15 protein-coding genes are annotated in these 14,486 nt (G+C 44.5%); all 15 read right to left on the minus strand.

From position 1 onward, the window contains the following. Position 1 precedes the first annotated feature (1 nt). A complete protein-coding gene (gene mreD / locus P4S58_RS13385; protein ID WP_042489304.1) occupies positions 2–490 on the minus strand; it encodes a rod shape-determining protein MreD in 489 nt (162 codons plus the stop codon). Beyond that, positions 480–1,367, minus strand: coding sequence for a rod shape-determining protein MreC (gene mreC / locus P4S58_RS13390; protein WP_102955313.1), 888 nt, complete (start codon positions 1,365–1,367; stop codon positions 480–482). Before mreC ends, mreD begins: the two co-directional genes overlap by 11 nt. Before the next feature lie 49 nt (positions 1,368–1,416). Continuing rightward, positions 1,417–2,460, minus strand: a complete 1,044-nt coding sequence (locus P4S58_RS13395; RefSeq protein WP_042489310.1) for a rod shape-determining protein — start codon at positions 2,458–2,460, stop codon at positions 1,417–1,419. A 149-nt stretch (positions 2,461–2,609) separates the two neighbouring features. Further along, complete coding sequence (locus P4S58_RS13400) at positions 2,610–4,748, minus strand: DUF6701 domain-containing protein (protein ID WP_337164257.1); 2,139 nt, start codon at positions 4,746–4,748, stop codon at positions 2,610–2,612. Further along, the gene (locus P4S58_RS13405; RefSeq protein ID WP_337164260.1) at positions 4,691–5,908 is read right to left on the minus strand and encodes a hypothetical protein; all 1,218 of its coding nucleotides are present in this window, start codon (positions 5,906–5,908) and stop codon (positions 4,691–4,693) included. The genes P4S58_RS13400 and P4S58_RS13405 overlap by 58 nt, the downstream gene beginning before the upstream one ends. A 106-nt stretch (positions 5,909–6,014) precedes the next feature. Next, entirely contained in the window at positions 6,015–6,464 is a 450-nt protein-coding gene (locus P4S58_RS13410; RefSeq protein ID WP_337164261.1) for an MSHA biogenesis protein MshP, read from the minus strand. Next, on the minus strand, positions 6,454–7,152 hold the full coding sequence (locus P4S58_RS13415) for a PilW family protein (RefSeq protein WP_337164263.1): 699 nt from the start codon (positions 7,150–7,152) through the stop codon (positions 6,454–6,456). Before P4S58_RS13415 ends, P4S58_RS13410 begins: the two co-directional genes overlap by 11 nt. After that, on the minus strand, positions 7,152–7,694 hold the full coding sequence (locus P4S58_RS13420) for a type IV pilus modification PilV family protein (protein ID WP_337164265.1): 543 nt from the start codon (positions 7,692–7,694) through the stop codon (positions 7,152–7,154). Before P4S58_RS13420 ends, P4S58_RS13415 begins: the two co-directional genes overlap by 1 nt. Further along, positions 7,694–8,173, minus strand: coding sequence for a pilus assembly FimT family protein (locus tag P4S58_RS13425; protein ID WP_337164266.1), 480 nt, complete (start codon positions 8,171–8,173; stop codon positions 7,694–7,696). Before P4S58_RS13425 ends, P4S58_RS13420 begins: the two co-directional genes overlap by 1 nt. A gap of 106 nt (positions 8,174–8,279) precedes the next feature. After that, positions 8,280–8,789: a type II secretion system protein gene (locus P4S58_RS13430; RefSeq protein ID WP_337164267.1), complete on the minus strand. Its 510-nt coding sequence runs from the start codon at positions 8,787–8,789 to the stop codon at positions 8,280–8,282. 30 nt (positions 8,790–8,819) lie between these two features. Beyond that, positions 8,820–9,389 carry a pilus assembly FimT family protein gene (locus tag P4S58_RS13435; RefSeq protein WP_337164268.1) on the minus strand — a complete coding sequence of 190 codons (570 nt, stop codon included), beginning with the start codon at positions 9,387–9,389 and terminating at the stop codon, positions 8,820–8,822. Positions 9,390–9,502: 113 nt separating this feature from the next. Beyond that, the gene (locus P4S58_RS13440; RefSeq protein WP_102964274.1) at positions 9,503–10,726 is read right to left on the minus strand and encodes a type II secretion system F family protein; all 1,224 of its coding nucleotides are present in this window, start codon (positions 10,724–10,726) and stop codon (positions 9,503–9,505) included. Positions 10,727–10,750: 24 nt separating this feature from the next. Beyond that, positions 10,751–12,475, minus strand: a complete 1,725-nt coding sequence (locus P4S58_RS13445; protein ID WP_102964275.1) for a GspE/PulE family protein — start codon at positions 12,473–12,475, stop codon at positions 10,751–10,753. After that, a complete protein-coding gene (locus P4S58_RS13450; RefSeq protein ID WP_102964276.1) occupies positions 12,465–13,643 on the minus strand; it encodes a tetratricopeptide repeat protein in 1,179 nt (392 codons plus the stop codon). Before P4S58_RS13450 ends, P4S58_RS13445 begins: the two co-directional genes overlap by 11 nt. Further along, positions 13,643–14,485 (minus strand): ExeA family protein, encoded by an 843-nt coding sequence (locus P4S58_RS13455; protein ID WP_102964288.1) that lies wholly within the window; start codon positions 14,483–14,485, stop codon positions 13,643–13,645. Before P4S58_RS13455 ends, P4S58_RS13450 begins: the two co-directional genes overlap by 1 nt. Position 14,486 lies beyond the last annotated feature (1 nt).

The raw sequence follows: 14,486 nt of genomic DNA on the forward strand, positions 1-14,486 counted from the left end.
TCTATTTTATGTGCCAATGACGTCGAACTCGACGCAGCAATAAAAACATCCATGGCCAAAGTATACAGCTAATTAAACCACTCCAGAGAGATAATGGGTTAAATGTGACATCCTGAATGAGATATTCTCCAAAGAAAATCAACACTTCAAGCGCCATAGCGAGCAGACCAACCACAAAAGCTTGCTGCCAAAGTGCCATATTTCGCATTACTAGGAAGTTCATGGCGACAATGTAAATCACGATGGACATCATCATCCCTCGGATACCGAGAGTCGAACCTAATAACAGATCCCAGAGAAGACCTAGCACCAGAGCAGAGCCCACATTGACACGGTGAGGCAGAGCAAGAACCCAGTAACAGGTCACCAACAAGATCCATGATGGTCTCAACAGATCAAGGGAACCCGGCCAAGGGATCGTCTGGAAAATTAAGGCACACAGGAAAGAGCCCCAAATAACAAATCGGCCTCCCCAATCACTACTGCCCATCTGTTACGCCCTCTTCAATATCTTCTGGGTTTGCGAGTAATACTTTTTGTTGGCGGTCTTCATTCGGCCAAATCAATAACAGGTAACGTAAGCGATCAAAATCGACTACAGGCTTCGCTTTTATCGAGGCAAATTCGCGACGTGTATCTTTATCAACATCAGTAATGTAAGCCACCGGATATCCTTCCGGATAGACACCACCAAGACCAGACGTTACCAGCATGTCACCGACATCGATATCGGTACTGGTTGGAATATGCTCTAACTGGATTTCGTCACTTTGTCCGTTACCGGAAGCGATCACTCGAATATCGTTGCGGATATTCTGCACTGGAATAGCGTTGTTCGGGTCGATAAGCAGTAATACACGGCTGTTGTGTGCGGCAACAAATGTTACCTGTCCGACAATACCTTTCTCATTGATAACAGGCTGACCTTCGTAGACACCGTCCGTTCTGCCTTTATCAATCACCACCTGATGGCGATATGGTGATGTATCAACAGCCATTACTTCTGTAACAACTTTCTTCTCATCACGGACAAATTCAGAACCAAGCAATTTACGTAAACGTTGGTTTTCTTCACGGTATTGATCAAGCAGGGTTAAGTCGCTTTTAAGCGTCATCACTTCACGTTTAAGATTTTGATTCGAACTCAACAGTTGATCACGAGTGCTGAACAGAGAGTAAAAATCGTTAAACATGGTACGCGGCAAATCTGCAGCATACTGAATAGGCGCCACTAGGCTATTGAGCAAATAACGTACATTTGCGAATGCTCCTAAACGACTATCAGCCAGCATGAGGCTGGCTGATAACATGACCGCGAAGAACAGTCGTTGTTGGAGAGATGGTCCTCGACCAAATATTGGCTTCATCTTATAACAATCCTATTGGGCACCTCATTACAAGGTGCCTGACAAGCCATTACTCATCGCTGAACAGATCACCGCCATGCATATCGATCATTTCTAAAGCTTTACCGCCGCCACGAGCTACACAAGTTAGTGGTTCTTCAGCGATCACAACAGGAATGCCGGTTTCTTCCGTTAATAGACGATCAAGATCTTTCAGTAGTGCACCACCACCAGTCAGAACCATACCGTTTTCAGAGATATCAGAAGCCAGTTCTGGTGGACATTGCTCAAGCGCAACCATCACAGCAGAAACGATACCCGTTAGCGGCTCTTGCAGTGCTTCCAAAATTTCGTTTGAGTTTAGTGTAAAGCTACGTGGAACACCTTCAGCTAGGTTACGACCACGAACTTCAATTTCCATCACTTCATCGCCAGGGTAAGCAGAACCGATTTCGTGTTTAATTTTCTCAGCGGTTGCTTCACCGATTAAGCTACCGTAGTTACGACGAACGTAGTTGATGATAGCTTCATCAAAACGGTCACCACCGATACGAACAGAAGAAGAGTAAACAACACCGTTCAATGAGATAACTGCAACTTCAGTTGTACCACCACCGATATCGACCACCATTGAACCTGTTGGCTCAGAAACACGTAGGCCAGCACCAATTGCTGCTGCCATTGGTTCGTCAATAAGGTGCACTTCGCGTGCGCCTGCACCTAATGCAGATTCACGAATCGCACGGCGCTCGACTTGAGTTGAACCACAAGGAACACAAACAAGTACGCGTGGGCTTGGTTTTAGGAAACTGTTGTCATGCACTTGACGAATAAAATGCTGAAGCATTTTTTCAGTCACGTAGAAGTCAGCAATAACACCATCTTTCATTGGACGAATTGCAGAGATATTACCCGGCGTACGACCTAACATTTGCTTAGCTGCATGACCGACAGCCGCTACAGTTTTTCCACCACGGCCTTTGTCTTGGCGAATAGCAACTACAGATGGTTCATCAAGGACAATGCCTTGACCTTTAACATAAATAAGAGTGTTGGCAGTACCTAAGTCAATTGATAGGTCGTTTGAAAACATGCCACGAAGTTTTTTGAACATATTCTTCGTTCATCCTGCAAGAATTGAAGATAAAAATTGCACTAAATGTACCAACGCCTTGCCGTCACAGCAAGGCATTGACGCATAAACATGGACTCAAACACGCAATTTCTAACATATTCCTAACTTAGGTTAAGAAAAATTGCTTGCTATTGTCCTGTTAGCCCACTTTCCCCTCGGAAAATAATGCGGTCATTGCCACGATAGACCCCGAAAGTCACAACGGCGGACGGATCTTCATCGCCCCGATCTCGCCAGTTGTATTGTAACCAAGGTTGATTTGTATAACTTGTACCACAGCTTACATTCATTTCTGATAATTGTGGTGAAGTATCTGACATTCTGAGCCAAAAACGGATTTGCTCCCTCAAAGAGCTGGCATCCATATTAGAATGCGGCTTAGCAGAAAGCTTATTGCTAACACCATTTGTTACCGAAACGGCAGAATCCGCTCCTTGAAGTGATGCACTCGAAGCCGAGCCAGAACCGGACCAAACTGTTTGCTGACACACATATCCGCCCAGAGAGACAAACGTCGAACCAGAGTCTTGCTCGTTTTCTATAAACCGCGAGCCATTCCAGTATTCGGTGCGCAGAGGAATATAAATGGTACTGGTTGAGGTTCCGCCCACATCATCAAGTACCATGCGACCGTAACGGATATCGGGTTGAGCTGAAAAAGGCTTACCAGTGTCCAAGGTAACGCCTGAACTGTTGAGCTCTAAGTTAGGTGCTTCTGATGTTTTGAAATCCACGCCATCGACTTTCACACCTGATGAATTTGCAGTCACACGAAGTCCAAAACCATCTTCATACGGGCCGTCTGCACGGGTAATTAAAGGACTAGAGGTGGTTTGTAACTTGTTAAATTGAAATGGTGCATCACTCACCTGCAACTGAGCACCAGACCATTGACTGCTGCCATCCCAGAAATGCAGATCATAATCTTCGACACGAGAGCCGAATTCACTGTTGTCATCAGAAGTGTCAACCGCAAGAAGCTTCACATCCGCAATCAGGCTCGGACTAAAACTGCTGTAGTTGGTCGTCGCCCCGCCCTGCATATTTTGTGCTTCAACGACAAAATCATAGGCAATGGACTGCCCCATATACATGAATTCATCATGGTTTGATGAGTAATTCCAGTTGTTGCTGATAAGCGATAACCACGCCGGATAGAAACGGCCAATGTCTCGATATCCCTGATTGATATTCATGCCCAAATAGCTTGCCTGAGTATCAGCATTTACACGTAGAACACCGACTTCACTCCACGCTAAACCGCTAAATGGCAAGTAGCTATTGCTAACACCTTCGCTGTTGCTAAGCGCGAGCGTTCCTGACAATGTTCCATCCGCACCGTCACTTGGTTGGGCAACAGTATGAGTCAGTTCAACAGTGGAGTTCAGCTCACTACCTGCAATGAAAAAATTCTGTGTAACGGGAGAGCTACAGTAACTCGACGTTTCTATGGCTTCACTACCACTGACAGGATCACTGCCATTGCCCGTTGAAACCCAACGCAATGGCCGAACATTTAGTGCAAAAGCATTCCCAGCCGGGGTAAAGCCAGCGCTGGAAGCATCACTAATATTACCGTTCATGGACGCATTATTTGGTGAGCAAAGTGCGAATGTCCAAGGACGGGAGTAAACCGTGAACTGGCCTTTTAGCGTACCGCTGCCTTCAATTGGGCAGTTATCAAACCCAGTACAATTAAAATTGCTGTCTTCAAGTGTTACTGTGACTTGCCCAGAATCATCCAGAGTCAGCTCGCTGCTTGCCTCACCCTCAGTAAATTGCGGCGCATAGGTTAAATCACCAATACCGTTAATTGGGGCGACCCACGCCGATAGCTTTGCAGTCAAAGCGCCGTTATAACCTACATCCACCACCTCACCGCTACTGCAAGCCAGTGTTTTGGCGCTCACGGTTTGCGGTTTATTGGCAATCACATACTGGTCATCAACGGCAATTTTATATGGCACAAACTGATAGTCGCCAGCAACCGAAGCCACGTCCGAATAACCGTCAAGACTAGCGTTCACCGAGACACTTTGGCTTTTTCCACTACTGGATAAGGTGATGTTGCCTTTTCCACCAAAGAGAGCTACTTCTTTCTCTACACCATTAATAGTAACCGAAGCTGTGCCACTAAAATCACTGGCTAATGATCCATCAGACATGACAGACAAAGTGATGGGTAAATCTTCGCATACGAGTGCAACATCTAATACGGGCGAAAGCTCAAGGGTGTAATCTTCTTCAACGTTCCCCCCGTTAGGCAAGCTCCCTCACCAATAATATTGATGTTTTGCGTAGACATTGTCAGCGAGTTAGCCGTAATCGCTCCTCGGATCGTGACTGGATTACTAAAGGTTACTCTGTCTGCTAATATCTGCGCCGCAAAGTCGATGTTGGGCGTGCTAAATACCAGTGATGCTGAAGGTCCGTAGATAATGAGATCTTTCTTGCCACCTACATCGATAGTATCAACGGCATTATTCTGAGTAAGGGAAGTGACAAGATTGAGAATAACATCGGAGTGAACCTTCAATGTTCCACCATTGAAGCTTACCGAACCCAAAATATAGTTCCCAGAGTGAAATATCGTTTCTACACTCCCTCCTGATATATAGCTCTGAATAGAAGGTCCAGTACCATTGTTTATTGGTTCAAAATTGATAACAAAATGTTTGTCAGACGAAGAGTACTCCTCAACATTCAGTGACTGCAATGGTCCCAAAATATCGACATACACAGTACCGTTAGATTCGGAGAATTGACAATTCTGTGCCAAAGTACAGTTTGATGTGTAATTCCAAGCAGTAATAGACAGATTGACTTTGCTATCAAAACTCACATCTATGGGTTCAGGAGTTTCAACTTTAGGCGCACCACCAATACAACTACCCACTTCACACGCTCCCGGCAGGCCAGCCTGATAAGAAAAAATATCATAGCTTGTTTTTAATTTTCCATCAGATAAGTAAGCACTAACGTACTCTGCAGACCATCCTGTAATAATGCTATTCGAGTTTTGGATATTGAGCGAGGATCCTGATTTCCAACTTTGTGCGGGTTCAGGGAAATACTTACAAAGATCTGGTGAAACTTCAGGTTCTTTAATCCCGTCCTGACAAGAGAAACTTACATCGTCATTATCAGATAAAACATGAATATTCCCTTGATGGACGTATCCATAATAAATTTCAGGTTGGTTCCAACTTCCACCTATAGGTTTCTTGTAGTACTTGAGAATACCATTATCAGCATCGTTAATAATTCGGATGGCATATTGCAAGCCATTGATTAACTGATCTTCTTTAAAGATATAATTCAGACCACTATCGGATGCACTTCCGGTGTACCATAAAACTTCCGTTTTTTTGTAGCCAAAGTTCGTTACATATATTTCTTGTGGGGTTGGTTTACCAGTAACAATCACTTCGATGGTGAAATTATTATGACCTTGAAAGTCACATCGATTCGCAGCGAATAGCGAGCTACTAAACAATAAGATAGTAAGGTAGAAAAAAACTTCCTCACAACTACTACTCCTTCACCCAAACTTCTTGCTTACGCTCAACCTGATACTGCCCACTACCACACACAGCGACGCTCTCAACTTTGTAATAATTCACGGAATCTAATGCTCCCAGTGAATAACACTGAGTATTCACAGAACAACCTGCAAATTGAGTCATCAAGTTATTTGCCTTAGTTTGCACATTTCCCCAGTTGCTAAGACACACATTAGCAACCATGCTGTTAGCCGTGTTCAATGGATACAACTGAGTAAGTGCTAACTCATTCACTGAGTGAGCAACAAACCATGCTCTTGTTCCCAACAGATCTTTCGATAGTGCATCTCGGTTTGACCATTCCATACGAGCAAGCGCATTGGCAAGAAAGCCCATCACCACAATCACAAAGATAGCAACGATATAGAGATTACCAGCCTGCTTTTTAACGCTAGGGAACATACGTTTTCTATGGAACATTCAGCACCTGCACATCAATATCAAAGTGGCTGGATTCGCCATTTTGAGCAAAAGTTAATGCCAGATGCACCACGCCACCTCTTTGCAGAGTAGGTTGTGCGTAACTGAACTCTCCCGTATTAACGCTATCAGCAACTTGGATACCATTACGAGTCACACTTTGTGCAGAAAAGTCTAAGCAATAACTCACCAAATCCTTGTATATGAACTGCCTTTGGGCAACCGACTGACTCGGCAACGGAGAAGAAAGAGTAAAAGTGGTGTTGCTACCGCTCAATGGGAAATTCGTATTTTGCCCCACAGCAAAATCCGTTTGTCTCGACGGATTAATAATCATCCTTAGCCCATCAAAACTAGAAGGAGCTGGTGTATTACCGACAATAAAACTCATGGTCTTATTGTCACTGCCGGATAAAGCATAAAAACCAGAATAAACAATAGGATAAAACGATAAACATTGCTGTCCGGCAGAACTACTAACAGCAAAGCTGTTTGGTACTGCGTGGCGAATTTCACGGGTCATTTTTTCTAATACAAATTTGGCTTGAGTCTGCAATCTTTGCCTTGCTACGGTATCGGAATAGCCTTTACTGCCCAGTTCCACAAACCCCGCAATACCCAAAACCAAAATAGCGCCCACCACCATGGTCAAGACCATTTCAACCAGAGTGAAACCACGAACTTTCATTAGTAGTTTCCTCGAAAACCAGTGAAATCGAACTCACCGTAACTCCCAGTATCAATCTTGATCTGGATTTTCTTCATGGTCGCGGTGTCGTAGTTAACATCGATTGTTACCGTGAAGTGCGCATACTTACTCGCTATCTCAGTGCCCAGAATATTGCTAAGAGGGTACCCTGAACCTCCACAATCGTTCGTGCTGTCTGTCCACCAGCAACCGATGTAGTCATCAACATCGTTGAACTGAGCGGGGTTACTTTCGCCAGAATCACGTCCCAATGTAGTAGAACATGGGTTAGCTACCCCATTCCTGTCCGGTTCACCACAGCGATATAGGCCACCATCAAAATCACTGTTGTTATCAAAGCCTCGAGCAAGAATTTGGCTCATCAGGCTTTGCCCTAAGTTAGCAGCACGAGTTTGATAATGTGGTGTCGCAGAGCGCTCAATTTGAGGGTAAAGAAAACTCACAAGTGTCACCATGGCAAACCCAAGGATCACCATAGCCATAATACTTTCAACCAGCGTAAATCCGTTGCTACGTTTCATCAGCAACTTCCTTTCGCCACATAGCCTTCCGAGTTCAAACATAGTGATGTCGAGTTTGCAGATGAGGCAATATTGATTGTCACGCCATTAGACGCACCACCTAAAGGATTACCCAACAGGCTAAATTCAATAACGGAAAGAGAAGGCGAGCTGGTGAATGTGAGTTCATCATTCCGCAACAAGTCACTTCTTCGGTCATCATTAGCAGAGCTGCATGCCTGTACTGAGCCGATACAGTGGTTGGTTATTTGCAAAGCATAATCACTGTTTGCTGAAGTGGATGATAAGTTGGATTGCATTCGGTCAATTTGAATTTGACGAATAATAGAGATGATTTGCTCTTGTGCGGCAAACGCAGAAACACTGGAAATACCGGAAAAACGGCTGGCAGCATAAACAGAGAGAATTGACACAAGCAGTATTACCACGATCAATTCAACTAAGGTAAAACCTCGCATTCGTTGCTGGTTTCTCTGCATTGGCTTGCTCATCATGTTAGCCAGTAAGTATTTAAAATTTTAGATGAAATGGCGCAGACCAGAAGGGGATGCGCCAAGAAAAATCATATAATTCAATACTGAACAATTAACAGCCAGTTGATACGACTGTTGTAGTTGCAGCGTTAGCTACAGCTGCAGCAGTAGCTTCGTCATATTGAACATAACAGTTAGTGGCAATAATAGTTGCATTTGTTGTTGTACCATTATTAGCAATGGTAATGGCAGTCGTAGGAAGTGTCGCAACTAACACTCCGTTAGCCTGAGCATAAGCCCAATCTGTATCCAAACCTTTTACAGCGGCAACAATACCTGACGCATTCGCTGTTGGGTAGCCAAAACTAGTTGTAATATTATCATCCCCTACCGTAGGAGCAGGGTTAGTTGTTGATGCCTGATTTTCTATTCCAGCTATCGCTGCTTTAGCGTAAACAATACCAGCAGCTCCATCCATTGCTCCCTTTAGGCCTTGTAATGCTGATGTACGGGCATCACCTTGTAAATCAAGGAAACGAGGAGCAGCCGTCACTGCAAGGATACCCAGAATTACAATGACAACGACCAATTCGATAAGGGTGAAACCACCTTGTCTTTTCATGAACTATCTCTCTTTCTAACAAGCTAAAAATTAATTAAAAGTGACCGCTACGCGACCAGTTTTTATGTTGTAAACAAACTGATGTGCACTGCTCTTTTCTTGTTGTATATAGGTACAACTAGCATTGGCATTATCAGCGATGGCTGAATATTGCAGTGAGGCATCACTACTTACTTCAGCGGCTGTCCCTACCTTTGGAGAGCTATGAAGCAAGTTCTCCATCAAATCCACACAGGTTTGATCAGTAATCGTTTCCGAATAAACGCTTTGTCTTAAAGCTAGCGGATAACCATCACTGAATCCCGTACTGGTACCTGCACTCGTTTTTGAACGAGTGAGCCAAAACTCCACACCGTCATAGTCGACGACGTTATATTTTTCACCACCAGATGTAACCGATGGCCTTACCTGAGCTTCCCATTGAGTCCGCGCAGCCATAACAGCAGATAAAAAACCGCTGGCAACGCCTTGAATACTCGCCTCTCTCGCATCATCAATCGTACCTAATAACCTAGGTAAAGCCGTCACAGCTAATAAGGCGACAATAACGATAACAATAATTAATTCGAGTAAAGAAAAACCCAACACTCTCTTATTCATTTTAGAACCAATACCTCTTGCGCAGAGGAATTATACCTACCCTCATACGGAATATCGCATGCGCTACGTCAATAAAACATTAAAGCCAATGTTTTTAAAGGATTTTTAACTACTTATCCTTTCATCGCATCCATCATGTTCCACATAGGTAAGAAAATACCCAAAGCCAGAATCAATACCATACCAGCAACAATCACCAGTAAAATCGGCTCAATCCGAGCGGTTAAGGTTTTTAAGTCATAATCCACTTCTCGGTCATAAAAATCCGAGACTTCCAGCAACAACTCATCAATTCGCCCCGTTTCTTCGCCTACAGAGATCATTTGAATAACCAGAGGCGTAAAAATATTGGCATTAATGGCCGTTGATGAAACGCTGCTACCTGCTTCAATTGCAGATTTCATTTCCATTAAGCGAGCTTCGAGGAATTTATTATCCAAAGCCTCAGCTGACAATGCCAAAGACTGATTTAACGGAACGCCTGAGTGCAACATCAGAGAAAACGTACGTGAGAATCGAGATAACTGTGCTCGATTGACGATTCCGCCAACTATCGGCATTCGTAAACGAAACTTATCCCAACGTTCTCTTCCTTTTGATGTCCCCAACCAAGATCGAAAACCGAAAAACGCTATCGCCATTGCTAACAGCATAAACATCCAGTAGTTGACGAAAAAGTTCGACATACCAATCAAAATTCTGGTTGGCAAAGGCAAGTCCACACCAAAGCGATTAAACATGGTCGCAAACTGCGGTATTACCTTGACGTTCAAAATGAACATAGCAATAACAATAAAGCCAATCACAAAAGTGGGATAACGCATTGCGGTCTTAATTCGCTTACGGGTTTCCACTTCTTGTTCATAGTAGTTCGCCAATTGCAGCAGAGCTTGATCCAATCGACCGGTGTTCTCACCTACATGCACCATAGATACAAACAGTGAGCTAAACACTTTCGTATGCATCTGCATCGCAGCGGAAAGACTGCGACCATTGGTCACTTCACTACAAATCTGTTCCAATGCATCTTTTAACTGCTTGTTTTCACAGTTCTGCGCCAGACCTCTCATTGAACGCAGTAAAGGCACGCCTGCTTTGGTTAAGCTGTACAGCTGGCGACAAAAAATCACCAATACTTCCAGTGGGACAACTGGAGCAAACAACTCTTTCCAATCAATAGTGGCCATACCAACACCGGATGCCCCTTCACTAATAGAAGTAGGGATAATCCCTTTATTGATCAATGTTTCAGCAGCAACATCTTCGTTAACTGCTTCTAAGCTGCCTTTCGTAGCGCTGCCATCTAAATTGCGTCCTTGGTACTGATAAGTCGGCATACCTTTCCTTACAGATAATTGGCCTTACAGATAAATAGGCTCAGCGGCTGCGTGAGCTTCACCTTCACCCAAAGCCATGACCTCATCAATACTGACGATACCTTTAACTGCCAGCTCCATCGCTGATGCGAGCAAAGGCTTATAGTTCTCTGAAGCTCGGGCGGCTTTGGCAAAACCGATAGAATCATCAGCGCGCAATGCATCCATCATGTGGTGCTCAAGCTCAAGCATTTCGAAGACACCGATACGACCTTTATAACCCGTGAGGTTACAGTTCTGACAGCCACGACCATGCACAAACTGTGAATTAACTTGGTTAGGAAAACGAACCGCAAGCCACTGCTTCTGAGCTTCATCCAACTCATCATGCGTCTTACAATCTGGGCAAACTTTACGTACCAGTCGCTGAGCAATCACAGCTCGAACAGCACTTGCGACCAAATAACCAGGAGCCCCCATATCAATTAAACGTAATGCGGTTTCCACAGCATCATTGGTGTGTAATGTACTCAATACTAAGTGACCAGTTAGTGCGGCTCTCAAACCGATCTCCACCGTTTCTTGGTCACGCATCTCACCAATCAGAATAATATCGGGGTCTTGGCGTAAGAAGGTTCTCAACAAGGTCGAGAAATCCAGACCAATTCGAGAGTTCACCTGTACTTGGTTGACTCGCGGCAGTCGATATTCCACTGGGTCTTCTGCGGTAATGATTTTTTTGCCCACTTCATTCAGTTCACTTAGCGCGCCGTACAAAGTGGTTGTTTTACCCGAACCTGTCGGTCCAGTGACGAGGATCATACCATGCGGGCGCTTAAGCTGACGTCGGAAGCGCAGTAACAGCTCGTCAGGAATGCCTGATTTATCCAGCTCCCGAATACCAGAGGACTGGTTTAATAAACGCATTACAACCGATTCACCATATTGCACAGGCATTGTCGACATACGAATATCAACCGACTGCCCTTTAGCTCGGATGTTAAATCGGCCATCTTGCGGCAGACGTTTTTCAGAAATATCGAGATTAGCCATCAGCTTCAGTCGCGAAACGAGCGCTGATGCGATACCCACTTCATTTAGAACCGTTTCATGAAGAATACCGTCCACACGCTGACGAATACGCAATATCTTTGAATCTGGCTCGATGTGAATATCCGACGCCCCCACCTGAATTGCATCTTCAAACAGCGAGTTAATCAGCTTAACAACCGTTACTTCTTCGCTGTCATCATTCGCGATATCAAAGTCGAACGCTTCTGTAACTTGGTGTTCAGCCTGTAACTGTTCAGCGAAAGAGGCAATTTCTTTGGTACGGCGGTAATAACGGTCAAAACCATCCACCAGTTGTTTTTCTGGTGCGATAACAAACTCAAAGCTGTACTGAGACAGTTGGTTGAGGAGGGACTCCTGAGCAAACAAATCCGCAGGGTCACTCATTGCGACACGCAGAGTATCGCCATTGCGGCCAATCACTAGTGCACGCAGACGGCGTGCATGTACTTCGGAAAGCAGCTGTACCGCGTCAATGTCGACCGTTGCACGGCTCAAATCAATCAGCGGAATCGCCAGTTGCTGAGACAAAAAGCTCAGCATTTGCTGTTCAGATAAAAAGCCTAACTCAATTAAGGTATCACCCAGCTTACGACCAGTATTCTTCTGAGCTGATAATGCCTGCCCAAGCTGTTCGTCAGTAACAATGCCCTCTTCGACCAGCAAATCCCCCAGTCGTTTTCTTAACTTAATTTGCATTGTTGTTCTCCTCTAGGTGATTCAGCACATCTAGACGATTACGAATAAAGGCTTGTGACTGAATCGATACCCCAACCTTTGTTAACGCCTTTTGATAAGACATCTTCGCGTCTTCTAACAAAAACGAACGCTCTTGCTGAATCGCTAACCCAAGCCACCAGCGACCATTGTTCGCCTCTTTCTCAGTCAACTTCTGATAGCTTTCTAGTGCAATTTCATTCTGTTTAACTTTTTGCGCCAGCGCCGCACGTAATGAAAGGTACTCCACGCTTACCGATGCAGGTAAATACGCTAGAGGTGTTAATGCCGCTTCTGCTTGCTGCTCTTTCATCAGCAGTTTTGAAAGCGCTATTCTCAAAGTTTCACCTTCAGGGTTTATTTCGATACCGCGCTGCATCAGATCAAATGCTTTTCGCACTTCACCTTTACCGTAATACAACGCCGCCAATTTTTGACGCACCGATTCATTATCCGGTGTATAGCGAAGGGCCTCACTGTAAGCACTGACTGCATTTTGAAAATCGCTAGAATCCATCGCTTTGTTTGCTCGGGAAATTGCTTTTTCTGCCAGTTTTTCAGCGCTCATTTCTACCTGTTCAATGGTTACCGTATTTTCTTGTGCGCTTTTCGATTCTGAAGAAACCATTGCTGGTGCTTGAGTTACTGAGCTTGAGTTCACTGGTGCAGAAGTGGTATTGCTCGCTAACAACACAGGCTTTTGAATGCGTGTTTGATTTCCTGTTGCCTCATTTGAAGCAATGGTCTTTGGCGTTGTGATTGCTGGTTCAACAGGCTGTGCAAAATCGCTAGCTTCTGTCGCTTCTTCTGTAACTTGACGAGATTCCAATAGCGGCTCTTCAATCGGCGCAGAGTGATAAACCACCACAGATGCCTGATTTACTTTTTGTGTTGGCGAAGCGACAACAGGAGCAGGTTCAACAAACGCCTTTACTTGCATTGGTTGACTGATTATTTGGGTATTCTGTACTTCAGGCGCTTGCTGTGACACAGCCCAACCGCCAACCGCTAAACTCAAACCAAATCCTGCCATCATCCATACCCAGACAGGACGCGTTTTGATTGGCTCAACGTGCGCTTTTTCTATTGGATCAAGTGATGATTGCTGCTTATCGGCAAGTTGAGATAAAGCTTTGTTCATAACACTCATCAATGGCTCCATCCCCAGATAACTGGAGTTTTATGTTTGGGTTTACAAGTATCGTACGTATCGTGAATAGCAGTGTATAGATGCTGGTTCTTGACCTGTTTGGTCTGTTCGTAAAACGCGAGCAACAGGGTTTTATGGCACACCTGATTGATAAGTCGAGGTGTGCCCTGACACGCTTTCCAAATAACTTTCTTCTGATTCAAACTGAACAGCGCACCTTCATAGCCTGATTTAGACAGTCGATTGTCAATATAAGCAACGGTTTCAGCCATATCTAATGGTCTTAACTTGGCACTAAAAGTAATTCGCTGACGGAATTGCCTTAAATGGTATTGTTCAAGTCTTTCATCCAGTTCTGGCTGGCCAATCAAAACCAGTTGTAATAACTTGGTTTGTTCGGTCTCCAGATTGCCAAACAACCGCAACACTTCCAACGCTTCATCAGAAAGCGCTTGGGCTTCATCCAGTAAAGCAACCACTCTTTTACCACTGGTATGGGATTCAATAAGTCGCGCCTGAATAGCTTCAACCAAACCCACTTTAGAACATTCATTAATATCCAGTTCTTTTGCTATCGCCGCACGTAAATCGTCACCATTCAAGGCTGGATTAGGCAAATATATCAGCTGGACATACTCTTTCAGATGAGTCAGCAGCATTCGACACACCATGGTTTTACCGGTTCCGATTTCACCGGTTACTTTTATGACACCTTCACCCATTTGCAGAGCCGCGCTGACGGTTTGAATCGCTTCATAATGCGGGTCTAGCCCCAGAAACAAACCAGTATCAGGCGTTAAGTGAAAAGGCTGTTGTGTAAAACCAAAGTGCTCCAAATACATA

The sequence above is a fragment of the Vibrio sp. Hal054 genome, assembly GCF_037162405.1.
In the GTDB taxonomy this organism is placed as follows: Bacteria; Pseudomonadota; Gammaproteobacteria; order Enterobacterales; family Vibrionaceae; genus Vibrio; species Vibrio diazotrophicus.